The 20520-nt window shown below is 73.4% G+C and carries 23 protein-coding genes; 8 read left to right on the forward strand and 15 right to left on the reverse strand.

The features are described from left to right. Positions 1-140: 140 nt before the first annotated feature. From ACZ60W_RS23315 to ACZ60W_RS23325, 3 genes are read left to right on the forward strand one after another with little or no spacing between them, the layout of a single operon-like run. On the forward strand, positions 141-776 hold the full coding sequence (locus ACZ60W_RS23315; protein ID WP_469757279.1) for a metal ABC transporter ATP-binding protein: 636 nt from the start codon (positions 141-143) through the stop codon (positions 774-776). Beyond that, positions 773-1651 carry a metal ABC transporter permease gene (locus tag ACZ60W_RS23320; protein ID WP_469757280.1) on the forward strand — a complete coding sequence of 293 codons (879 nt, stop codon included), beginning with the start codon at positions 773-775 and terminating at the stop codon, positions 1649-1651. The genes ACZ60W_RS23315 and ACZ60W_RS23320 overlap by 4 nt, the downstream gene beginning before the upstream one ends. Next, entirely contained in the window at positions 1600-2409 is an 810-nt protein-coding gene (locus ACZ60W_RS23325; RefSeq protein ID WP_469757281.1) for a metal ABC transporter solute-binding protein, Zn/Mn family, read from the forward strand. The genes ACZ60W_RS23320 and ACZ60W_RS23325 overlap by 52 nt, the downstream gene beginning before the upstream one ends. Before the next feature lie 57 nt (positions 2410-2466). On the opposite strand, the gene ACZ60W_RS23330 is transcribed toward ACZ60W_RS23325, so the two are convergent. Together ACZ60W_RS23330 and ACZ60W_RS23335 are read right to left on the reverse strand one after the other, a co-directional pair. Then, positions 2467-4188, reverse strand: coding sequence for a class I adenylate-forming enzyme family protein (locus ACZ60W_RS23330; RefSeq protein WP_469757282.1), 1722 nt, complete (start codon positions 4186-4188; stop codon positions 2467-2469). Next, a complete protein-coding gene (locus ACZ60W_RS23335; protein ID WP_469757283.1) occupies positions 4185-5975 on the reverse strand; it encodes a CoA transferase in 1791 nt (596 codons plus the stop codon). Before ACZ60W_RS23335 ends, ACZ60W_RS23330 begins: the two co-directional genes overlap by 4 nt. A 331-nt stretch (positions 5976-6306) precedes the next feature. On the opposite strand from ACZ60W_RS23335, the gene ACZ60W_RS23340 reads away from it, so the two are divergent. Then, positions 6307-7461, forward strand: coding sequence for an acyl-CoA dehydrogenase family protein (locus tag ACZ60W_RS23340; protein ID WP_469757336.1), 1155 nt, complete (start codon positions 6307-6309; stop codon positions 7459-7461). Here the strand turns inward: ACZ60W_RS23340 and ACZ60W_RS23345 are convergent. Together ACZ60W_RS23345 and ACZ60W_RS23350 are read right to left on the reverse strand one after the other, a co-directional pair. Then, positions 7448-8563: a sugar ABC transporter permease gene (locus tag ACZ60W_RS23345; RefSeq protein WP_469757284.1), complete on the reverse strand. Its 1116-nt coding sequence runs from the start codon at positions 8561-8563 to the stop codon at positions 7448-7450. The genes ACZ60W_RS23340 and ACZ60W_RS23345 overlap by 14 nt on opposite strands. A gap of 191 nt (positions 8564-8754) precedes the next feature. Continuing rightward, a complete protein-coding gene (locus ACZ60W_RS23350) occupies positions 8755-9984 on the reverse strand; it encodes an MFS transporter (protein ID WP_469757285.1) in 1230 nt (409 codons plus the stop codon). Positions 9985-10182: 198 nt separating this feature from the next. Here ACZ60W_RS23350 and ACZ60W_RS23355 point away from each other — a divergent pair, with 198 nt between their 5' ends. Beyond that, positions 10183-10989 carry a hypothetical protein gene (locus tag ACZ60W_RS23355; RefSeq protein WP_469757286.1) on the forward strand — a complete coding sequence of 269 codons (807 nt, stop codon included), beginning with the start codon at positions 10183-10185 and terminating at the stop codon, positions 10987-10989. Positions 10990-11141: 152 nt separating this feature from the next. Then, entirely contained in the window at positions 11142-11840 is a 699-nt protein-coding gene (locus ACZ60W_RS23360) for a sigma-70 family RNA polymerase sigma factor (protein WP_469757287.1), read from the forward strand. A gap of 545 nt (positions 11841-12385) precedes the next feature. On the opposite strand, the gene ACZ60W_RS23365 is transcribed toward ACZ60W_RS23360, so the two are convergent. The 10 genes from ACZ60W_RS23365 to ACZ60W_RS23410 all read right to left on the reverse strand — a co-directional run bounded on the left by ACZ60W_RS23365 (position 12386) and on the right by ACZ60W_RS23410 (position 17559). Further along, positions 12386-13114: an SMI1/KNR4 family protein gene (locus ACZ60W_RS23365; RefSeq protein ID WP_469757288.1), complete on the reverse strand. Its 729-nt coding sequence runs from the start codon at positions 13112-13114 to the stop codon at positions 12386-12388. 48 nt (positions 13115-13162) lie between these two features. Further along, a complete protein-coding gene (locus ACZ60W_RS23370) occupies positions 13163-13357 on the reverse strand; it encodes a hypothetical protein (RefSeq protein ID WP_469757289.1) in 195 nt (64 codons plus the stop codon). 93 nt (positions 13358-13450) lie between these two features. Beyond that, complete coding sequence (locus tag ACZ60W_RS23375; protein WP_469757290.1) at positions 13451-13837, reverse strand: gas vesicle protein K; 387 nt, start codon at positions 13835-13837, stop codon at positions 13451-13453. Then, positions 13827-14057, reverse strand: coding sequence for a gas vesicle protein (locus ACZ60W_RS23380; RefSeq protein ID WP_469757291.1), 231 nt, complete (start codon positions 14055-14057; stop codon positions 13827-13829). The genes ACZ60W_RS23375 and ACZ60W_RS23380 overlap by 11 nt, the downstream gene beginning before the upstream one ends. Further along, positions 14054-15109, reverse strand: coding sequence for a GvpL/GvpF family gas vesicle protein (locus ACZ60W_RS23385; protein ID WP_469757292.1), 1056 nt, complete (start codon positions 15107-15109; stop codon positions 14054-14056). The genes ACZ60W_RS23380 and ACZ60W_RS23385 overlap by 4 nt, the downstream gene beginning before the upstream one ends. Further along, the gene (gene gvpJ / locus ACZ60W_RS23390) at positions 15106-15555 is read right to left on the reverse strand and encodes a gas vesicle protein GvpJ (protein WP_469757337.1); all 450 of its coding nucleotides are present in this window, start codon (positions 15553-15555) and stop codon (positions 15106-15108) included. Before gvpJ (ACZ60W_RS23390) ends, ACZ60W_RS23385 begins: the two co-directional genes overlap by 4 nt. 101 nt (positions 15556-15656) lie before the next feature. Continuing rightward, on the reverse strand, positions 15657-15908 hold the full coding sequence (locus ACZ60W_RS23395; RefSeq protein WP_469757293.1) for a gas vesicle protein GvpG: 252 nt from the start codon (positions 15906-15908) through the stop codon (positions 15657-15659). A 55-nt stretch (positions 15909-15963) separates the two neighbouring features. Further along, positions 15964-16677 (reverse strand): GvpL/GvpF family gas vesicle protein, encoded by a 714-nt coding sequence (locus ACZ60W_RS23400; protein WP_469757294.1) that lies wholly within the window; start codon positions 16675-16677, stop codon positions 15964-15966. Positions 16678-16679: 2 nt separating this feature from the next. After that, positions 16680-17156: a gas vesicle protein GvpJ gene (gene gvpJ, locus ACZ60W_RS23405; RefSeq protein WP_469757295.1), complete on the reverse strand. Its 477-nt coding sequence runs from the start codon at positions 17154-17156 to the stop codon at positions 16680-16682. Positions 17157-17184: 28 nt separating this feature from the next. Next, entirely contained in the window at positions 17185-17559 is a 375-nt protein-coding gene (locus ACZ60W_RS23410) for a gas vesicle protein GvpO (protein ID WP_469757296.1), read from the reverse strand. Positions 17560-17757: 198 nt separating this feature from the next. On the opposite strand from ACZ60W_RS23410, the gene ACZ60W_RS23415 reads away from it, so the two are divergent. After that, positions 17758-18825, forward strand: a complete 1068-nt coding sequence (locus ACZ60W_RS23415; protein WP_469757297.1) for a histone protein — start codon at positions 17758-17760, stop codon at positions 18823-18825. Between the two features lie 4 nt (positions 18826-18829). Then, the gene (locus ACZ60W_RS23420) at positions 18830-20017 is read left to right on the forward strand and encodes an SRPBCC family protein (protein WP_469757298.1); all 1188 of its coding nucleotides are present in this window, start codon (positions 18830-18832) and stop codon (positions 20015-20017) included. Positions 20018-20235: 218 nt separating this feature from the next. Here ACZ60W_RS23420 and ACZ60W_RS23425 read toward each other — a convergent pair whose 3' ends face one another. Next, on the reverse strand, positions 20236-20409 hold the full coding sequence (locus ACZ60W_RS23425; RefSeq protein ID WP_469757299.1) for a CsbD family protein: 174 nt from the start codon (positions 20407-20409) through the stop codon (positions 20236-20238). Positions 20410-20520: the final 111 nt, after the last annotated feature.

The following is a 20520-nucleotide window of genomic DNA, read 5'->3' on the forward strand; positions in this document are numbered from 1 at the left end:
GGCAGCGGGGCTGCCCTCGTGACCGGCTCGGGGGTCTCGATTCCGCACCGGCCTCGCTCGCCCGCCGCCGCACGGGAACCCGGCGCCCCCTCCGTCCGACTGCCTCACCGCACGGGCACAGCGGCGGGGAGAGGCGCGGAATGGGCGGACTGGACATACGGATGCGCGGTGTCGCCTGCCGGCACGGCCGTACCGAGGTGGTCGCCGACGTCGACCTGGAGATCGCGGCGGGGGAACGGGTGGCGCTGACGGGCACGAACGGGTCCGGGAAGACGACGTTGCTGCGGGCGGTCCTCGGTCTGCACCGGCGGACGAGCGGCACGATCCAGGTGGGTGGGCGGTCCGCGGCGACGGCGGCGGAGTGGGCGTGGCGGCGGCGGTCGTGTGCCTGGATCCCGCAGAAGCCGGCCGTCGGGCGGTTTCCTTTGCGCGGGGACGAGTTGCTGGCCAGCAGCGGGGCGCCGGCCGAGGCGGTGGAGGCCGCGGAGCGGCTGGGCGTCGGCGCGTTCACGGGGCGCCCGGTGGACACGTTGTCCGGGGGGCAGTTGCAGCGGATGTACCTGGCGCGGGCGATGGGCTCGGTCGCGGCCGGGGCGCAGGTGCTGCTCGCGGACGAGCCGACGGCGGCACTGGACTTCGCCGGGCAGGAGGAGGCGGCCGACGTGCTGGCCTCGCTGCCGGTGACGCTCGTCGTCGTCACGCACGACCGTTCCCTCGCCGAGCGGTGCGACCGGGTGTTGGAGATGGCCGCGGGCAGGCTCAGGGAGGTCCGGTGAACACGCTCGCCGCCGCCGATCTCGGGGCCATGCTGCAGCTGCTGCCGGTCCGACGGGCGGCGGTGGCCCTGCTCCTGGCGGCCGTGGCGCTGCCGGTGATCGGGGTGATCATCGTCGGGCTGGACATCATGCCGGTGCGGTTCGCGATGATGCACGTGGCACTCCTCGGCATCGCCGTCGGGCTCCTGACGGGGCTGGACCCGATGCTGTGCGCCCTGGTCGCGTGCGCGCTGTCCGGCGCGGGCGTGGCGCCGCTCGCCCGCACGCCGGACGGACTGTCGGGCGCGATGGGGCTGCTGATGAGCCTGGCGATCGCCGCCGCGCTGCTCGTGCTCGCCGTGTCGGGCGTCAACGCCTCGGGCGCCTTCGCGCTGCTGTGGGGGTCGATCCTCTCGGTCGGCACGGCGGACCTCGTGGTCCTCGGCGTGCTGGCCGTGGCCGTCCCGTCCCTGTTCTGGTGGAAGCGGCGGGACGTCGGCCTGCTGCTGTACGACCGGGAGCTCGCCGAGTGTTCGGGTGTCCCCGTCCGGCTGCTGACCACCGCGCTCCTCGTGCTCGTCGCCGTGGCCGTCGCGGGGGCGATCAAGCTGACGGGTGCCCTGCTCGTCGACGCGCTGACCCTGCTGCCCGCGCTCGCCGCGCGGCGGCTCGGCCGCTCTCTGTGGTCGATCACCCTGTGGGCGGTCGGCATCGGCATCACGGTCAACCTCGCCGGCTTCCTGCTGGCCCTCTGGCTGGACTGGCCTCCGGGCCCGGTCCTGGTCCTCACGGCGGGGGCCGTCGTCCTCGCCGCGCATCTCGTTCCCGAACGGAGAAACAGCTCATGGCGCGCATCCGCGTCCGTCACGCCCGTATCGCTTCCCTCGTCGCACTGACCGCGGCGCTTCCGCTCGTCACCGGTTGCGGGAGCGAGGACTCCGCGGGGTCCGCCTCCCCCGAGGCGGCCGGCGGCAAGCCGGTGGTGGTCGTCACGACCACGTGGGAGGGGGCCTTCGCCAAGGCCGCCGGAGCGGAGGACATCACGGTGATCGTGCCGCAGTCGGTGCACCACGCCCCCGACTACGATCCCAAGCCGTCGGACCTGGCGGCCGTGGCCAAGGCAGACTTCGTGCTGTACGCGCCGTTCGAGCCGTACGCGGAGAAGATCAAGGAGGCCGCCGGCTCGAAGGCCAGGCTGGTCGAGGTGAATCTCGACAACGATCCGGCGAAGGCGGGCGCCGAGGTCGTCCGCCTCGGGGGCCTGTTCGGTACGAAGGACGCCGCGGACCGCTTCAAGACCCGGCTCGGCACGGAGGTCGCCCAGCTGAACGGCGACCTCAAGTCGGCCTGGCCGGAGGGGAAGAGCCCGACCGCCGTCAGCCAGGTCTTCACCGGTTGGGCCGCGGGCCTGGCCGGGGCGACCTCGGTGGGCACGTACGGCCCCGAGCCGGTCACGCCGGCCCAGCTCGCCGAACTGTCGTCGAAGAAACCCGCGTTCGTCCTCGACAACGCGCACATGTCGACCGGGCCCGTGCTGCCCGACACGGGCGCCAAGCAGGTGATGATCGTCAACTACCCGGGAGAGGACCTGGACTTGCTCGGGGTGTACCGGAAGGCGGCCGCCGAGCTGAAGAAGGCCATGGGTTCCGCCTGACCCGCGGCCCATGGGGCACGGGGGAGGGACGCGCGTCGGCGCGCCCCTCCCCTTCGCTCATCCCGGGACGGGGGCGGCGGTGGCCGGCTCCCTCTCCTCGCCTCGGCGCGTGGGCACTCCGCCCGGGAGGGTTCCCGCCACGTCGGCCGCTCGACGCCGGAGGGAGGCGCGGTCGGGCTTGCCCGCGGCGGTGAGCGGCAGCGCGTCCACGACGAGGACGTGTTCGGGGTGCTTGTGGCGGTCCGTACCGCGGGCGGTGAGGTAGGAGCTCAGCTCGTCGGACGTGGGCGGCTCGGCGCCCCGGGGGACCACGCAGGCGACCAGGCGTTCCCCCATCAACGGGTCGGGCACGCCCACGCAGATCACGTCCCGCAACGCGGGGTGGGCGGCGAGTTCGTGCTCCACCTCGGCCGGGCTGATGTTGGCGCCGCCGCGGATGACGACGTCCTTGAGCCTTCCGACCACGTGCAGGACGCCGCGGTCGTCGAGGTAGCCGAGGTCGCCGGTGCGGACCCAGCCGTCGGGCGTGCGGTAGCGGGCGTCCAGCTCCGGGGAGCCGACGTAGCAGAGCGGCGTCATCGGCCCGCGCGAGACGATCTCGCCGGTCTGCCCCTCCGGGAGCGCCTCGTGGGTGTCGGGGGCGGCGACCCGGATCTCGGCGACGCGCGGGTCGGGCCGTCCGGCGACGACGCCGGCGCCGTCCGTGGGCGGGATCCTGTGGTCGAGGCCGGTGTGGCAGTTGACGCCGTCGGCAGATCCGTACAGGTTCACGACGTGGCAGCCGAAGGTCTCGGCGGCGGCGGACGCGGTGGCCTCGTCGAGGGGGGCGCCGCCGACGACGAGGGCCGTGGGCGCGGGGACGCCCTCCCCCGTGTCCCCCGCCGCTTCCAGGTGCGCCAGCATCATCCGGATCATCGTCGGGACGCCGAGGACGTGGGTGGGCGCGTGGGCGCGCATCGCCGCCAGCGCGGCCTCGGGGGTGAAGTGGTCGAGCAGGACGAGGGAGCCACCGTGCCGGGCCAGGGTGACGGCCGTGCCGTTGGAGCCGAAGGCGGACGCGAGCGGGACGAGGAAGAGGCAGCGCGGAGGGGTGTCGTCGGGCATGAGGGAGGCGAGGAAGTTTCCGCGGCCTCCGGCGAGGGCGTTGTGCGAGTACGCGACCATCTTCGGCTCGGACTCGGAGCCGGAGGAGACGAGGATGCGGGCGGCGCCGTCGGGGTCGGGCCGGGCGGCGACGAAACCGGTGGGATCGGTCCGCAGGAGCTCTCTGAGCGGAATCGTTCCTTCTGGAGGCGCGCCCGGTCCTGCGGAGATCACGTGCCGCAGGGCCGGCAGCGCCGGCGCGAGGGCGGCGAGATCGGCGGCGTGGGCCCGGCCCCGGTGCTCCGTGGCGACGAGGACGGCGACGGCCTCCGCCCGGCGCAGCAGGCACTCCGCCTCGACGGCCCCGCGCCCGACCGGGAAGGGGAGGACGACCGCGCCGAGGGCGGCGACGGCGAGGTCGGCGATCACGGCGTTCCGTCCGTCGGGGAGTTGGACGGCGACGACGTCCCCGGGGCCGATACCGAGCCCGCGCAGTCCTTCGGCCAGACATCGGACCTTGCGGTCCAGCGCCGTGTAGCAGAGCGTCCCCTTGGCGTCGTGGACCGCCGTGCGGTGCAGGTCGGCTATCTGACGCGCCCGGAAGAGGCTGTAGAGGTCGAGGTCCGGGCACGTGCCGTCGACCGCCCACGAGCGGCGGAGTCCGGCGGGCAGCAGGTCGGTGAGGGTGACGGTCACGCGAGGCTCCAGGGGGCGGGAACGACGGGGGCACCGTGCGCGTCCCGGCTGATCGAGCCGGACAGGCGCGGGTCATGGGAGAGGGCGGACAGGTCGGTGGTGACGGCGGTGGCGGTCAGTCCGTGCGACCGCAGCTGGTGCAGGGCGTCCTCGGTGCACATCCCGCCCAGGTCGTACGCGGCGGTGGCCGCCGCGCTGGCGTCGCTCGGCGCGATCCACCCGTCGGACGTCCGTGCCGGACGGCGGAACCCGGGGGTCGCCCGCGGATCGACGCCGCGGCGCACCCGCTCCAGGGCCGGAGCGAGCAGGGTGTCGGCGGCACCGAGCAACGAGGAGTCGACGCGGACACCGTGGCCGGTGCGCTCGCGCAGGAGGAGTCCGGCGAGGACGGCCTCGGCGCCGTGCAGGCCGCCGAGCACGTCCAGCAGGGTCATGAGCGACGGCGCCGGCACCTCGCCCTCGGGGTGGACGACCTCGCCGGCACCGGTACGGGCCTGCACCATGAAGTCCGTCCCCATGGGCGCGTCCGCGATCCGGTCCGCCCAGCCGCCCGTGTAGGCGTAGACGAGGGCGGGGTTCACCGCGGCCAGGTCACCCGCGTCGAGACCGAGTGCGGCGGCCTTGCCCGGGGCCCAGTTGTGCAGGAACACGTCGGCCTCGGCGGCGAGTTCCCGCAGTCGGCGGCGGTCGGCGGGCGCTTTGATGTCGATCTCGACGGACTCCTTGCCCCGGTTGAGGGCGAGCCAGCGCGCGGAGACGCCGGAGCACGCCGGCGGCATGCCGCGCAGCGGATCGCCGCCCGGCGGCTCGATCCTCACCACACGGGCGCCCAGCAGTCCCAACAAGTGTGCCGCCAGCGGTGCTTGAATGCGGCGACCGGCCTCCAGGACGGTGAGTCCCTCCAGCGGCCGCGGCGGCCGGACGGGCGGCGGCGCTGCCGCCGGAGCGCCGGGGAGGAGTGCCCGTACGGACCAGGGGTCCGCCCCGTCGTCCTCCGTCGCGCGCTCCGCGAGGGTCCGCAGGACGCACACCTCGGCACCGGACGCCAGGGCGGCCTGCCGTATCCGGTCGAGGGAGTGCCTGCGGGTCACCTGGTGCAGGTACACCGGGAAGGGCGCGCAGGCCGTGGCGTACCGGAACTGGAAGGGCCGCCAGCCCTCCCTGATCGCGTGCGCGTCGGCGTCGAGGGCCCGCCAGAACTCCGCCCACGCCCCTGGATCGAGCGTCTCCAGCTCGAAGAGGTGCCCGTCGGCGGAGGTGAACGGAGGCCCCCCGGCGAGCAGCGGTACGGCCTCGGGCTCGTCGGCCCCCGACGCGGCCAGGTACTGGGAGACGGTGAGCAGGCCCGTCCGGTCCACGGTGGTCGCCACCCGCCTCGGCCCGTCGCCGCCGCGGGCCTGGGCGACGAGGGCGGCGAGAAGTCCCTGGACGGTGACCACGCCGGTCGCCGTCGCCAGGAAGTCGACGCCCAGGCCGCGCGGGGAGCCGTGCCGGCGGCCGTGCACGGCCATCACCCCGGTGGCGGCCTGAGCGGTGGCCTCGTCCTCGATGCCGGATCCGTGGGCGCCCCACGCGGTACGGGCACGGACCTCCTGGAACCCGTCGCCGCCCAGGGTGATCCCGTCCGCGTCCGTGGCCCGCACCCGGCCGCCCAGGCGCCTCAGGTGGTCGGCGACCACCCGCGTCATGGCCGGAGGCCCTCCGACGTCGTACCGCAAGGCGTCGAGGGGACGCGCGACGTCGAGCGGACGGTGGCCGGGGGTGTGCGCGGTCGCTGGTGGCGCCATGCCTCTCCTCTCCTCGCGCGGCGGTGACCCGCGCGGAGACGTGTGCGGTCGCGGGAACTGGCGGCCGGTCAGGGCCGACCACTTCCACGGGCAGGCAGTCGGACGCGTGTTCTGTCGAGTTCCCAAGACGGAGGAAACAGTGACGGAGCATGACGTATCGGCGGCCGAGGATGGGCGACGTGAGAGCGAAGCAGGGGACGAGATCGGAGTCCGGGTCGAGGAAGAGGGTCGGGCCGGGGCCGCCGGACTCGGACTCGGACTCGGAGTCGGAGTCGGAGTCGGAGTCGGAGTCGAGGGGGACGTCGCGGCAGGTGCCGGCACCGATCTCGGCCTGCTGCGGAAACGCGTGTCCGCGTTCGTCCACGAGCGGGTGATCCCGCACGAGACACAGCTCGACGCGGGCGGCCCGGGCGCCACCGAGACGCTGCGCCGCCTTCGCGCGGAGGCGTGCGAGGCCGGGCTGTGGGCGCTGCCTCTGCCGGTGGAACTGGGCGGTGGCGGGGTGTCGTTGAGTGCCTACGCCGCTCTCGCCGAGACCGAAGGCGTCAGCGACCACGGCCCGGTCGCCCTCGGATCGGCACCCCTGCTCGACGTGACCATGCTGGCGCGGCACGGTTCCGCGCGTGTGCGCGCGGAGTACCTGCGCCGTCTCGTGTCGGGCGACCTCCGCACGTGCTACGCGATGACGGAGCCCGGCACCCCCGGCACCGAACCGCTCCTCACCGCCACACGCGCAGAGCGGCGGCGCGGGGGCGGCTGGGTGGTCACGGGGCGCAAGTGGTTCGTCTCGAACGCCCGGGGCGCGGACCTGGTGACGGTGCTCGCCCGGACGAGCGGCGCCGTCGGCGACCGGGACGGCCTGTCCCTGCTCCTCGTCCCCACCCGCTCCCCCGGCTTCCGCGTGGTGCGTGATCTGCCCGTCCTCGGCTCCACCGGCCAGTACGAGATCGCGTGCGACCGGGTGGAGATCGACGAGGACCATCTCGTGGGCGAAGCCGGTCAGGCCCTCACCATCGCGGGCGAGCGCCTTCGACTGGGGCGCACCTTGCGCGCGTTGCGGTGGATCGGACAGGCTCAGCGCGCCTTCGACCTGATGTGCGGCCGAGCGGCCGAGCGGCAGGGTGCCCGCGGCCCCCTCGCGGACCGCCAGCTCGTCCAGCAGCACGTCTTCGAATCGCTGTTGTCCCTCCGCACCGCCCGCCCGCTGGTGTACGAGGCGATGGCGCTGGTCGCGGAGGGCCGCGACGCCCAGGTGGAGGTGGGGCTGGCGAAGACGGCGGCGGCCCGCGCCCTCCAGGAGGTGGCCGACCGGGCGATCCAGGTCTTCGGCGCGGCCGGGCTCGGCCCCGACACTCCCCTTCCCGCGCTGTTCCGGACCGGGCGCACGGCACGGATCCTCGACGGCCCCGACGAGCAGCATGTCTCCTCCGTCGCACGGCGTGTGCTCCGGAGCGCGCGGGCCGACGCCGGTGTCACACCCGGGTGAGGTCCACGCCGCCGACGAGGGCCGTGAGGCCGAGGGCCAGGAAGAAGTCACCCCAGACGAGTTCATGCCGGACGGCCGTGCCGCCCCTGGCGTCGTAGCAGCCGTCCAGGAGCATGCCGGAGGGCCGTGTCCCGCCCGGTCGGGTGACGTGGGCGTCCACGAGCCGGCGCAGTACGGCCTCCGCCCGGGCCGCACACGTGGTCGACGACGGGACCTCGGGGAGGCGCGCGAGCTTGAGCAGGGCGACGGCGTCGATGGCGGCAGCCGAGGTGTCGAGGGGGCCGTCGCGGTCGCCGGCGTCGGCGGTCGGGACGAGGGGGCCGTCGAGGAACTCCCCTCGCCTCAGCAGCTGTTCGGCGTGCGCGGCCAGCAGCTCCCTGCGCCACCCCTCGGCGGCGTCGGTCCGTCCGCTCCGGCCGTCGGCGAGCAGCAGCCCGTCGGCGACGGCCAGCAGGAGCCACGCCTCGCCCCGGGTCCATCCGGGCCCGGGGTCGGCTGCCGCCTCCCAGCCTCCTCGTGCCGCCTCCCAGCGCCACGCCGGCCGAGGCCGTTCCTGCCCCGCCGCCCGCAGACAGAGGTCGAGGTGCCGGTGCAGGTGTGCGGCGGCCGCCTCCTCACCGTGCGGTCCGGCTTCGGCCAGGAGAGGGACGAGGCCGGGGACGCCGTCCGCGCGGGCCCGCAGGCGCGGTCCGCCGAGAGCGGCGCCCCACGGCACCACGCCGAGGGCCGGGTCCCACGCGGCGAGCGCGGACTTCGCCGCCCGGGCGCGCAGCGCGGAGGCCCGGTCGTCGTGCGGGGCGAGGGCGGTCCCGTACCAGAGGATGAGGCCACGGGTCGCGGTGTCGGCGTCGGCCCAGGGCGCGAGCCGGGCCGTGGCGGCGGCCGCCGCCGCACGGTCCGCGTCGCCGCCCGAACGGCGGGCCCGGAGCCAGAGAAGCCCGGCCCAGAAGCCGCCCGTCCACGAGCCGCGTCCGGTGGTCGTCCAGCGGCCGTTCTCCGGGTCGGCGTACAGGGGAAAGCGTCCGTCCGTCTGGCCGGCGGTCTCGCGCACCCGGCGGAACAGGAGGCTCAGCGCCTCCTCTGCCCAGTCGCCGTTCCCCACTCGCCACCCGTTCCCGTCACGCCGTAGCGTCCCGGCCTTGCCCTCCCCTGACCGGCCACGGTCCTCACGCTCCTGACCTGTGCTCCGGTCCAGGCCGGCCCGCTGCCCACCGTCCGCGCCGCCCCGGTCGACCCCGTCCGCGCCGTCCCGGTCGACTCCACCCGCGCCGACCCGGCCGTTTCCGCCCGTGGTCATGCCGCACCCGCCGCGCTCGTACGGCGGTCCCTGACCGCCCAGAGCAGGGCGACGGCCGCGGCTGCGGCGAACTCCGCGGCGACCAGGGCCCAGCCGTCCCCGTACCGGCCGCGTTCGGCGAGCGGTCCGAAGAGCGGGGGGCCGACGGCGAAGCCGGCGAAGAAACCGGCCGCGACGCGTGCGGAGTCCCGTCCGGCCCGTCCCGGTGCGGAGCGTTGCATCACCAGGACCATCGAGACCGCGTTGCCGGACACGGCGAGGACGCCGACGGCCACGGCGGCCACCCACACGAGGGGCTCGACACGGACGGAGACGGCCAGGAGGAGGGCGGCGCCGACCGCTCCGCCCGCGAGGAGCCCGGGAAGCCACGGGGCACGCCCCGGCGTGGCGACACGGGACCAGCCGACGCGTCCGGCGATTCCGGCGACGCCGAGGACCGCGACGAGGGCGCCCGCGACCGTCGGACCCATGCCCAGGCGCTGGGCGCCGAAGAGCGCGAGGTAGGTGTTGACGGAGGCGATGCCCGCGCCGAGGAAGACCGAGAACCCGGCGAGCCAGGGAACCGGGCTGCCGGATTCCGTCGGCGCACGGGCGGCGACGGCGGGCTGCGGCGGCGGGTCCGCCGGCAGCGCGCGCCAGGCCCACAGGGCGGCGCCGATCGCGGCGACGGCCGCCACCCCCACCGCGCCCCGCCAGCCGAGGAGCCCGGCTGCGGCCGCGAGGGGAAGCCCCGCGACGAAGGCGCCGAGCTGGACGCCGGACTGTTTGGCTCCTGTCACCGAGCCCCGGCGTGGCGCGGGGACGGCCGCCAGGATCGCCTTGTTCGTCGCGGGGTTGGCCAGCGCCTGCGGGAGGCCGCCGAGTGCCACGGCCACGAGGAGCAGCGCGGGTCCGGGGGCCGCGCCGATCAGACCGAGCGCGACGCCCGAGATCGCGAGCAGCGCGACGAGAGCGCGCCGGGGGCCGGCGCGGTCGACGATCCGGCCGCCGGCCGGGGACAGCAGGGCGGCGGTGCCGAACCCGACCGTGGTCGTCAGCCCGAGCAGCGTCTCCGACACGCCCAGGCCGTCGACGAGCCGCGGCCCGAGCGCCCCCAGCAGGAACAGCTGCATCATCGAGAAGGCCATCGCCGTCGTCAGCAGCGCGGTCAGGCCGCGCGGCACGCCGGCGCCTTCGGACCGGCTTCCCGGCTTTGCCACGGATGCCGCCGTACCTGCGGACTTCACGCCGTCCCCCCTCCCGCGCGGCAGGCGGAACGCCCGTCGTCGACGTCCAGAAGTCGTTGCGGGAGCCCGGAAAGTTCCCATGGCGCCCTTGTGGGGCGCGCCACAGTCGCGTACTCATGAGCCCGACAGGTCGAGGGGGCGGCCTTCACCGCCGTACCCGCCCTCATGCCTCCGCAGAGGTGCAAGGATGGGCGCGCCATGACACCAGGCCGATGTTCGCGAGGAGCGCGGGCCGCGATGTTCGCGGCCGTCTGCGTGCTGCTCGCGGCCACCGGCCACGTCCTGATGTCGGGGCACGACCTGCCGTCCGCCGTCCTCGCTCCGGCAGCGGTCGGCACGTTCGCCGTCGCCTGGTTCCTGGCGGGGCGCGAACGCGGGCTCTTAGCCGTGACCGCGGCCACCGTGGCCGTACAGAGCGCGCTGCACTTCGCGTTCTCCTGGTCACAGCGACACGACCCCGCCCCTTCGGCGCAGCCCGGTGTGGGCCTCGCGTGGCCGAGCGGGATGGCGAGGGACCAGGCAGCCATGAGCCACGGGGCCATGGGTCACATGGGCCACCTGAGCCCTGTGGGCATGACGCACGAGGCCATGGGACACGCGGGCCTGGCGCACACCGCCCTGGACGCCACAGCACGAGCGCACCTGGCCATGGGCCACGTGCCGTCCGGCTCCCCGGCCGGCGCGCACCAAGCCGCTGCTCCGGACATGACGAACATGTCCTCCTCCTTGGGCATGTTGTCGGCCCACCTTCTCGCCGCGCTTCTGAGCGGCCTGTGGATGGCGTACGGCGAGCGCGCCGTCTTCCGCCTCGCACGCTCCCTCCCCCTCTGGTACTTCCGGCCCCCGTGGTCGCCGCTGCTCCTCCTCGCCGCCGCCGTCCCCGCGCCCCTGCCGCACCCTCGGATCCGGCGGGCCCGCGCGTCCGACGAGCGCCCGCCCGGGCCGCTTCTCCTCGCCCATTCCGTCATCACCCGAGGTCCCCCACGGGTCCGCGCTGTCTCCTGACAGCAGGCATCCCGGGCTCGTACGGCGCACGACCTCCCCGCCGTCACCCGGGCACCGGCCGCGCCTCCACGGCGGGCCGCGACCCCTCACCGGCAACCCCGCGCTTCCGTGCGCGCCGCCGAATTCCCCTTGCCTCGTAAGGACTTGTGGCGATGACTCCTGCCCACGACAGCCTCGTCCAGCGACCGCGGAAACCCTCCCGGTCCCCCCGTACACCGGACGCCGACACCGACGCGGCGACGACCCGGCTCGCGCTCGACGCGCGGGACGGCGACCCGGCGAAGGCCGATCTGTTCGTCCGCGCGCTGCACCGCGACGTCTGGCGGTACGTGGCCTACCTGAGCGCCGACCGTCAGGCAGCCGACGACCTCACCCAGGAGGTGTTCCTCCGCGCGATCGCCGCCCTTCCCCGGTTCCAGGGCCGCTCGTCCGCCCGGACGTGGCTCCTCTCCATAGCCCGCCGCACCGTCGTCGACAGCCTGCGGCACGCCGCCGCCCGCCCCCGGCTCTCCGACCGCGACGACTGGCAGGCGGAGGCGGAACACACCCAGCCGCTCGGCCTCCCCGGATTCGAGGACGGTGTCGCCCTCGCCGAACTCCTCGCCTCGATCCCGGCCGAACGACGCGACGCGTTCGTCCTCACCCAACTCCTCGGCCTGCCCTACGCGGAGGCCGCCGAGGCCATCGGCTGTCCCGTCGGCACGGTCCGCTCCCGCGTCGCCCGCGCACGGACCTCCCTGGTCTCCCTGCTGCGCGGCGACGAACACCCCGACCCTGCATCCACGAAGCCCACATCAGGCAACACGCCTCCCCCGCCCCGACGCTTCACGAAGGCGCCCGTACTCGCCTGACCTGCACACCCGCCCGACGGTTCGGGTGCCGACACCGCGGCACCCGAACCGTTCCCGGAACCCGACGGCCCGCGGGCCCGACTCCTCCGAGGGGGCACGCGATCCGAGGCACCCTCCGCACCCCTCCGAAAGGGCGAACGTGAACGACTCACGCAGAACCGCAGCGCGTTCGCGGCCGCCGGCGCCCGGAGAGCGCCGTCGGCGCGGCGCCTTCGGCCCGCCCGCCGTCGTGTGGGGTTTCCTGACCCTGCTGGTCCTCGTCTTCGTCGGCTCGTACGCACTCGGGGCCGCCGTCGGTCCCCTCGGCGACGGCGATCACCCACCACGGACCGAAGCTCCCCACCCGACGCAGCCGCCCCGCGGCGCGGAGACCGGGAAGGCCGTGGAGACCTCGCATCCCGCCGGTCATCAGCACGGTTCGGCGCATCCGTGATGGGGTGAGCCCGGATGGTGAGGAGCGCAGGTGACCCGCGTGGGCGACGCCGCAGCATCCGCGGGGGCCTCACGATCGGCGGCGGCAGCCCACCAGGAGAGGAACCGCCAGGTCAGCGGCAGTCGTTGACCCAGCCTCCCGGAATCAGGTCACGCAGGCGATTCAGGTCCTCCACCGTGCGGCCGCGCGCCAGGATCGCCACGCCGCCCTCGTCGCGCAGGAGGACATCGCGGCCGAGGAACCAGCGGATCCCCTCCTCCTCACAGCTACTCGGATACGGCGGGAAGGGCAGGAGAACGGCGTGCTGCGCCAGCGACTCCACGTCACGGTCGTCCGCGTCGAGGTAGTCGCAGAGTTGCTCGTCCGCATGCAGGGACTCGGACAGGACGATCTCCACGCAGCAGAGGGAGAAGCGGTCCAGCCAGCTTTCCCACCGCTCGGCGCTCTTGTCGGCCAAGTCGGCGCGGACGACCACGGCAGGGTCGTCGTCCCCGATGTCGTCGAGGCGTACGCCCCAGGAGGCCGCGCCCTGGTTCTCGTACCGGAAGACCAGAACTTCGCCCGCCTCGTCGAAAGCGAGCTCGTGGGGAGCGAGCAGCACGTCATGGTGGGCGGTCAGGTCCCGCCGCCGCCCGAACAGCAGATATGCCTCACGCAGCGCAGCCGGCAGTCGCGTCCCCAGCCGCTCTTCGGCGGCGGCGAGGTCGGCCGTCGTCCATCCGTCCCCGTCGGTCAGAGGTCCGACCCAGTGGTCGGCGAAAGCCCGTATGAACCTCCACGCACCTTCGCGTCCCACGACCCCCACGGCGAGGGACGCGGCAAGATCGAACCCTCGTGTCATGCCGCGACGATAGCCGCACCCTCCGACAACGGCCGCTCACGCCGACGGTCACCGCTTGAAGGTGTCCTTGCCTCGCTCCTTCGCCTCACGGGCCTTGCCGCGGGTCTCCAAGGCGGCGCCCTTGGCTTCGGTGGTGCGGTCGCGCATCGCGTGCGCGGCCTTCCTGACGGTCTTGCCGGCCAGTTGCTCGGCTTGGGCCTTGGCCTTCTCGCTGGCGCTCATGGCGTCGTCCTTCCTTGGCATGCCGTCCTTCGCATGCCTTCGTTCGCATGCCGTCCTTCGCATGCCTTCGTTCAAGGCCCCTACCCGGACGGAAGCCGATGAAGTATCCGGACATCACGATTCCGGGGGCGGGAGCAGAGGACCGAGGGGTCCCAGATCGAGGTTGAGGTCCTCCAGGCCGAAGCCGTGCTGCGCGCAGAGCTCGGTCATGCGGTCGTGGAGGGCGAGGAGGGTGGCGCCGAGTTCCTCCTCCTGCGTGTCGGTGAGGTCGCCCGCGTCGACCCGGCGCAGCGCCTGGCGCTCGATGAGCTGCCGGAGCAGTTCGGTGATCGTGAGAACGAGTTTGACCAGGTCCTCCTCGACCGTGTCGGAGCCGGTACGGAGACGCCGGGGGGCCGGCCGTGCGGCGGAGGCAGTGTCGGTGGGGAGGGCGGGCAGAAGGCGTACGGCATCGGCCATCGCCGAGCTGACGGCCCCGACGTCGGGCAGGTCACGGCTCATGGAACGGACCGCCGTCCTGTCGTCCCGGCCCGGGGGCTCCGACCGTGCTGGCGGAGGTGACGAGGGCCCGGAGGGAGATCCGGACGAGATCGATGTCCGCGATGGAGAGGACGATGTCGCCGGTGATGACCACGCCCCCCGCGAGCAGGCGGTCGAGCAGGTCCACGAGGGCGACCTGCCGATCGGGCAGCGCGGAACCGCGGCGGTCGACGGTGCTCATGAGCGCGGGTCCGACGACCGTGACGGTGAGGCGGCGGACGCCGGAGGCGTCGCAGGATCGGGGGACTGCGGCAGGGCCGTGAACGAGTACGGGGCCCAGGGCCCGGTCAGTTCGATCAGTACCCCCGGCAGGTCGTCCGCGACGGCGCGGACCGCCCTGGTGAAGGACTCCGCTTCCGCTTCGGGCACGAGGAAAGCGGCGTTGAGGACGTTCTCGCCTGTCGAGGCATCGGCGAGGGGGCCGCTCTGCGGCGGGTGGGCGACGTGACGGGCGGAGTGCAGGCGGCCGACCTCGGCGACGCGGTCAGCCGCGGTTCCGGCCTGCTGGTGACGGTCCTCGTGGGCGTCTCGCTGGGCTCTCCGTGCTTGCAGGTACGCCTTGCCCGGGCTGACGGAGGCGGCGCCGGCGGAGGCGGGGCCCGCAGACGCCTGTCCGGCCGACTCCGGGCCCGCGGAACCGGCGCCGAGGCGCCCGCTGTCACCGCCCGCGGGTGACGGTGTGCGGTCGCCTCGTTCCGTGGTTCCCGAGGGAGCGGCGGCGGGGCGTACGTACACCTTCACGCCGTACTCGGTGTGGGCGGCGAGCTGCGCCAGCTGCGTCGCGAACGGCTGGCTCTGCTCGTGCAGCGCCCGCACGGCGCGGGCGTGGTCCTCGTACAGCGTGGCCATCCTCAGCGGGAGGACGGTGGCGTGGGAGGCGAGGGCCTCGATGACGCGGTGGTGGGCGCGTGCGGTCTCCTCCAGCCAGCCCAGGTCCTCGAAGCGGCCGGGCAGCACTTCTTCCGCGAACTCCGCGCGGGGTACGTCGCTGATGACGAAGGCGACCGGTCCGGCGTCGGCGGGTGCGGGGGTGAGGAGCGTGACGGGGGTCCCGGCCACACCGGTCAGGCCGGGAAGGAGGTCGGTCAGGGCCGGAGCGGGGGCCGCGACGGCGTAGACGTAGGTGAGCGTCACCGTGCCCGCGGGGCCGTTCGTGGTGCGGTCCTCCGCTTCGTCGTAGGGCGGCCCGTTCGTATTGCGGTCCTCCGCTTCGTCGTACGGCGGCCGGTTCATGGTGCGGTCCTCCGCTTCGTCGTACGGCGGGCCGGGCGGGCTTCCTCCTCCGGATCCGCCTCGGTGGCGCCCGCGCCGGTCTCCTCGCCGCCGGTCACGGAGACGGGCTCCTCGCCGCCGGTCACGGAGACGGGCCACTCGCCGCCGGTCACGGAGACGGGTTCGTCTCCGCGCAGCTGGGCTATCTCCGCGCGCAGGCGCCGGTTCTCCTCGGCGAGGGACGGCGAGTCGCCGCGCGAGGAGAGGGACGGGTCGTGTTCCCACCAGTCGATGCCCATCTCCTTGGCCTTGTCGACGGAGGCGATCAGGATGCGGAGCTTGATGGTGAGGAGTTCGATGTCCAGGAGGTTGATGCGGATGTCACCGGCGATGACGATGCCCTTGTCCAGGACGCGTTCGAGGATGTCCGCGAGGCTCGCCGAGGAGCTCGGCGGGTAGCCGGTCATGGGCGGGCCGGTGCCGAACCTGCGGGCGGGATCGGTCACGTGGGTTCGCCTCCCTGGTCTGCCTGGTGCGTGGAGCCGGGCGTCTGCCGCCCGCACGCCTGCTAGGTGTCGTCGCCTGTGAGGTACCTGTCGATCTCCTCCAGGCGGTCGATCAGCAGGTCCTCCTCGCGGTCGAAGGTCTCCTGGTCGATCTCACCCGCGACGAGCCGGCGCTCCAGCTCGGCGAGCCGGGCCATGACGGGCGCGGGGTCGTAGTACTCCCCCTCCGCCTTCTCCGCCACACGCTGGGCCGCCCACACGACGGTCCGGACCGGCGCCAGCGGCAACGTGACGAGCTTGCCGAGAAGTCCCATGGCCCGTTCCTCCTTTCCGCTCCGGCCGCGCGCACGCGCGCACGGTGGCGGGGTTCTACGACACGAAGCTGTACGGCGGCAGGGGCCCGGTCAGCCGGATCTCGACGCCGTCGGCGTGGGTTCCCGCCTGCCCGTCGAGGGCATTCGCGGCCGCGTCGTCCTCGCGGGCGACGAGGAGCGAGAGCGCGAGGAAGTCGTCACCCGCGGCGGGGTGGAGGACGTGTGCGCGCCCGAGGGGCGCCAGCGACCGGCTCAGCCCTTCGGCGGCCTGCGCGCGCCTCAGCTCGACCTCGGTGGCGACGATCCGGCCCAGTTCGAGCGGGAGCCGCGGATCGGGGGAACCGCCGATGATCTCCTCGTTGAGGCGCCTCGCCTCGGGCAGGTCGTCCAGGATCCTGCGGAGCATGAGGTCCTCCGCCATGGACGCCTTCACGTGGTACTCGGCGCAGCCCGCGACGCGTTCCAGCACGTCCAGGTAGGCGGCTTCCCTTTCCTTCAGGACTGCGACGACGGCTTCGTCGTCCTCGGCGGTGTAGCCGAAGCGGAGCGGCAGCGGGGTTCCGTCCTGCATCAGCCGTTCCTGGACGGCCTGGTGTGCGGTCACGTCGCGCCGCTTCGGACGGATCTCCTCGTCGATGTCGCTGACCACGGCGCGCAGCGCGTCGGTGGAGACGACCCGTGGCGCCGGTCCGGCGGAGCCGACGCCCGTCGTCCCGTCGATCCGGCACGGGTGGTCACGTGACGTCACCGCGTAGACGTAGACGGCCATGGTCATTCCCTCTCACGCCGCGTCGGCCGCTTCGCGGGCCTCCGCCGCCGAGCAGGCGCCTTCTCCTCTTCCTGCTCCGCTTCCTCGTTCTCCTCTTCCTCCTCCTCGTCGTCCCCTCCACCGGACAACGACTGGGTCACCGCGTCGATCGCGCCGCCGAGCGCGCCCTTGGTCTTGCCCCGGCTGCCGCCCTCGACCATCTTGCCGACGACGTCGGGGAGCTGGGCCGGGGCGTTGCGGCCCGCTTCGAGGTCGAGGCGGTTGCACGCCTCGGCGAAGCGGAGATAGGTGTCCACGCTGGCCACCACGATCCGCGCGTCGATCTTGATCAGTTCGATGCCGACCACGGAGACCCGCACGAACACGTCGATGACCAGCCCGCGATCGAGGATGAGTTCCAGGACGTCGTACAGGCTGCTCGTGGCCGCCCCGCCGCCGCGTGCGGGAGCTGCGCTCGCCCCCTGGGGCATCACCGTCATGGCGTATCCCTTCGCCGGCCCCGCGGCCTCAGCTGCCCGGCCGGTCGATCATGCCCCGGCTGTATCGCCGGGTGCGCTCGTAGGAGATCAGCTCGCCCGAACCGTCCAGCTCGACGCGGTAGCTGCCCATGACGCTGGTGGTGTCAGGGATCCGTTCGAGCTCGACCACTTCCACCACCGCCTCCCAGCCGTCGTCCGTCGGCTTCAGCGACGTCACCGACTCCGGGAGCCGGCCGAGCAACTGCGACAACTGCTCGGCCGCGGCCCGTATCGCCTCCGCGGCGTTCGGCGCTCCCTTCTTCCGGGAGCCCGCCGCCTTGCGTGCGGGCCTGGTCGTCCTTCCGGTGCCGCTGTCGTCCTCGGTGGGACGGCGTCGGCGGCGCTCCGGTCCTGGCGTGGTCATCTGCTTCCTTCGCGAATCCGATCTCCATTCCCTCGGCATCTCCCCGTGGACGCGAAGGCCATTCAGGCAAACAGAACTTTCTTGGAATATCACCGCATATCCGAAGCCCTGGCGAGCAGCCAGCACATATGGGCCCCGAACGCCGGGGCCGGACCCGTCACTGATGTCGGCTCCTCTCACCCTGGAAGGACGAGGCTGATGGAGGACACGACCAAGATCGCCCTGGGCGCGGCCGTCGCGGGAGGCTATCTCCTGGGCCGCACGAAGAAGGGCCGCATGGCCCTGTCACTGGCGACCTACCTCGCCGGTCGCAGGTTCAGCCTCCAGCCCGGGCAGCTCCTCACGGAGGGGCTGCGCAAACTCGGCGAGATGCCCCAGACCGCCGAACTCACCGAGCAACTCCGCGGCGAGGCGCTGCAGGCCGGCCGCAAGGCCCTCACCGCCGCGGCCAACCGCCAGCTCTCCGAGCTCGCCGACTCCATGCACCAGCGCACCCTCGAACTCACCAACGGCCGGGGCGCCCGCGAGGAGGAGGACGAGGAGGAGTACGAGGACTACGACGACGAGCCCTATGACGAGGACGAGGACGAAGAGGAGCAGCGGGAAGAGCCGTACGAGGACGAGGACGAGGACACAGACGACGAGGAAGAGCCGGAGGAGCTCCCGGCGGAGGACGAGGACGACGACGAGGAGGCCGACGAGGAAGAGGCCGAGGAGGAGCCCCCGCACGAGGCGCCCGCGAAGCGCTCGCGGCGCGGCGGCTCACGGTCCGGCGGGTCGGGCAGCGGCTCGTCCGCGCGTGCGCCGTCGGCTCGGAAGAGTCCGGCCTCGTCCACGTCGTCCACATCCCGTGGGCGGTCGGCGAAGAAGTCGGACACCGCGGCCAAGAAGACGACCACCGGCACGACCGCGAAGAAGACGGCCGCGTCCGGGACCCGGGCACCGGCCAAGAAGTCCGCGTCGGCCGGCAGCCGGACCCCCGCGAAGAAGGCGGCACCCGCCAAGAAGGCGCCCTCTTCTCGTACCGGTACGGCGAAGAAGACGGCCGCGAAGAAGACACCCGCCAAGAAGGCGCCCGCGAAGAAGACCGCGGCGAAGAAGACGGCGGCAGGAGGCCGGGGCGCGGCGAAGAAGACCACGGCCTCCAGGCCGCCGGCGAAGAAGACGGCCGCGAAGAAGACCGCCGGAAGCAAGCCCGCGAGCAGCGCCCGGAAGAGGGCGCCGGCGAAGAAGACCACGGCGAGCAAGTCGTCGACGCGGAGGTAGGGCCATGGCCACGGATCGTGCACAGCAGGACTCGGGCACTCGCTCCGGCATGGACGCGCTGCTCGGGGAGGTCTCGCAGTACCTCGCCGCCCAGGCGGACAACCTTGCCGACAAGGCTTCGGACAAACTCGGGGACCTCACCGACCAGCTCTCCGACGCGGCCGACAACCCGGGCTCCATCGCCGACATCGGCGGTCGCATCCTCAAGGGCGACTCCCCGCTCAAGGCGGCCGCCAGCGGCACCTTCGACAACGTCAAGGAGAAGGTCAAGGGCCTGGTCGGCGGCGGCTCGGGCGGCAAGGGGTCCTCGCGCAAGGCCGGGTCGAAGCCCACCCACATCTGCGAGTTCATCGACGTCGGCGTGCCCCTGAGGACGGCGTACGACCACTGGACGCAGTACGAGGACTTCAGCGGGTTCGCCAAGGGAGTCCGCAGTGTCTCCCAGAGCGACGAGACCACCACCGACTGGAAGGTCAAGGTCGGCCCCTCCACCCGCAGCTGGAAGGCGAGCATCCAGGAGCAGGTGCCCGATGAACGCATCGAGTGGAGTTCCTCCGGAGCCAAGGGCACGACGCGCGGATGCGTCAGCTTCCACGAACTCGCCCCGTCCCTCACCCGTGTCCTCGTCGTCGTCGAGTACTACCCCTCCGGTCTCTTCGAGAAGACCGGCAACATCTGGCGCGCGCAGGGCAGGCGGCTCCGCCTCGACCTCAAGCACTACGTCCGCCACGTGACCCTGTCGGGCAAGGAGCCGGACGGCTGGCGCGGCGAGATCCGCGACGGCGAAGTGGTGCGCAGCCACGAGGAGGCCGTGGAGGAAGAAGAGGCCGCCGCCGAAGAGGAGCGGGAACAGGACGAGGAGGAATCCGAGCCGGGCTCCGAGGAGGAGCCGGGGGAGTACGACGACGCCTACGAGGACGACGAGGACGACGAGGAGGGCGGGGGCGCGGAGAACGAGGAGGACGAGGACCAGGACGGGTACGAGGACGCGTACGACGACGCGGAAGACGACGAAACGAGCGAGGACGAGGACGAGGCCGCCGGCGAAGGCGAGTACGACGACGCCTACGAGGACGAGGACGGCCCCGAGGAAGAGGACGAGGAGGAACCGGACGACGAGCTCCGGGAGGACCAGGAGGAGGATCTCGAGGACGAAGAGGAACCGCGCCCGGCCCGCCGCCGCAGGCGCTGAACCCGCAGCGGGCCCGCCGGGCGTCAGGCCGCAGCGGGCCCGCCGGGCGTCAGCCTGCAGCGGGCCGCCCGGTGTCAGCCGGAAGTGACCGGCTGACACCCGACGCGAAAAGACCCGGGACGCACGGTCCGGGACACCCGAACCCGGGACGCGGGGTCGGGCCGGGACACGAAGGAGGCTGCCGTCCCTCGGGGACGGCAGCCTCCTTCGGATCACGCTCAGTGCTTCAGCGTGTCCTTCGCCTTCTGGCCGGCCTGCTTGGCGTCCGCCGCAGCCTGTTCGGCCCTGCCCTTCATCTCCAGGCTCTCGTTGCCGACGGCCTTGCCGGTAGCCTCCTTGGCCTTGCCCTTGACGCTCTGGCCGACGTTCTTGGCCTTCTTTCCAGCAGCCATTCCGTTCACCTCCGCATAGCTCTGTCGCTCTCGGCGCTCAAGAGCACCGCCGGTCCGGTGTGTGTCCGTTTGCCGGGGCGCCCCCGAGGCGCCCCAAGACGGTCACGTCCG

Source organism: Streptomyces sp. NPDC104202 (assembly GCF_055584185.1).

Excerpts from the sequence above, each read along its gene's own strand:
- ACZ60W_RS23375 (WP_469757290.1), bottom strand. The coding sequence starts at position 13,837 with ATGAGCCGTGACCTGCCCGACGTCGGGGCCGTCAGCTCGGCGATGGCC.
- gvpJ (WP_469757295.1), bottom strand. The coding sequence starts at position 17,156 with ATGACGGTGATGCCCCAGGGGGCGAGCGCAGCTCCCGCACGCGGCGGC.
- ACZ60W_RS23315 (WP_469757279.1), top strand. The coding sequence starts at position 141 with ATGGGCGGACTGGACATACGGATGCGCGGTGTCGCCTGCCGGCACGGC.
- gvpJ (WP_469757337.1), bottom strand. The coding sequence starts at position 15,555 with ATGACCGGCTACCCGCCGAGCTCCTCGGCGAGCCTCGCGGACATCCTC.
- ACZ60W_RS23380 (WP_469757291.1), bottom strand. The coding sequence starts at position 14,057 with ATGAGCACCGTCGACCGCCGCGGTTCCGCGCTGCCCGATCGGCAGGTC.
- ACZ60W_RS23420 (WP_469757298.1), top strand. The coding sequence starts at position 18,830 with ATGGCCACGGATCGTGCACAGCAGGACTCGGGCACTCGCTCCGGCATG.
- ACZ60W_RS23360 (WP_469757287.1), top strand. The coding sequence starts at position 11,142 with ATGACTCCTGCCCACGACAGCCTCGTCCAGCGACCGCGGAAACCCTCC.
- ACZ60W_RS23410 (WP_469757296.1), bottom strand. The coding sequence starts at position 17,559 with ATGACCACGCCAGGACCGGAGCGCCGCCGACGCCGTCCCACCGAGGAC.
- ACZ60W_RS23355 (WP_469757286.1), top strand. The coding sequence starts at position 10,183 with ATGACACCAGGCCGATGTTCGCGAGGAGCGCGGGCCGCGATGTTCGCG.
- ACZ60W_RS23325 (WP_469757281.1), top strand. The coding sequence starts at position 1,600 with ATGGCGCGCATCCGCGTCCGTCACGCCCGTATCGCTTCCCTCGTCGCA.
- ACZ60W_RS23400 (WP_469757294.1), bottom strand. The coding sequence starts at position 16,677 with ATGGCCGTCTACGTCTACGCGGTGACGTCACGTGACCACCCGTGCCGG.
- ACZ60W_RS23415 (WP_469757297.1), top strand. The coding sequence starts at position 17,758 with ATGGAGGACACGACCAAGATCGCCCTGGGCGCGGCCGTCGCGGGAGGC.
- ACZ60W_RS23335 (WP_469757283.1), bottom strand. The coding sequence starts at position 5,975 with ATGGCGCCACCAGCGACCGCGCACACCCCCGGCCACCGTCCGCTCGAC.
- ACZ60W_RS23365 (WP_469757288.1), bottom strand. The coding sequence starts at position 13,114 with ATGACACGAGGGTTCGATCTTGCCGCGTCCCTCGCCGTGGGGGTCGTG.
- ACZ60W_RS23395 (WP_469757293.1), bottom strand. The coding sequence starts at position 15,908 with ATGGGACTTCTCGGCAAGCTCGTCACGTTGCCGCTGGCGCCGGTCCGG.
- ACZ60W_RS23425 (WP_469757299.1), bottom strand. The coding sequence starts at position 20,409 with ATGGCTGCTGGAAAGAAGGCCAAGAACGTCGGCCAGAGCGTCAAGGGC.
- ACZ60W_RS23385 (WP_469757292.1), bottom strand. The coding sequence starts at position 15,109 with ATGAACCGGCCGCCGTACGACGAAGCGGAGGACCGCAATACGAACGGG.
- ACZ60W_RS23370 (WP_469757289.1), bottom strand. The coding sequence starts at position 13,357 with ATGCCAAGGAAGGACGACGCCATGAGCGCCAGCGAGAAGGCCAAGGCC.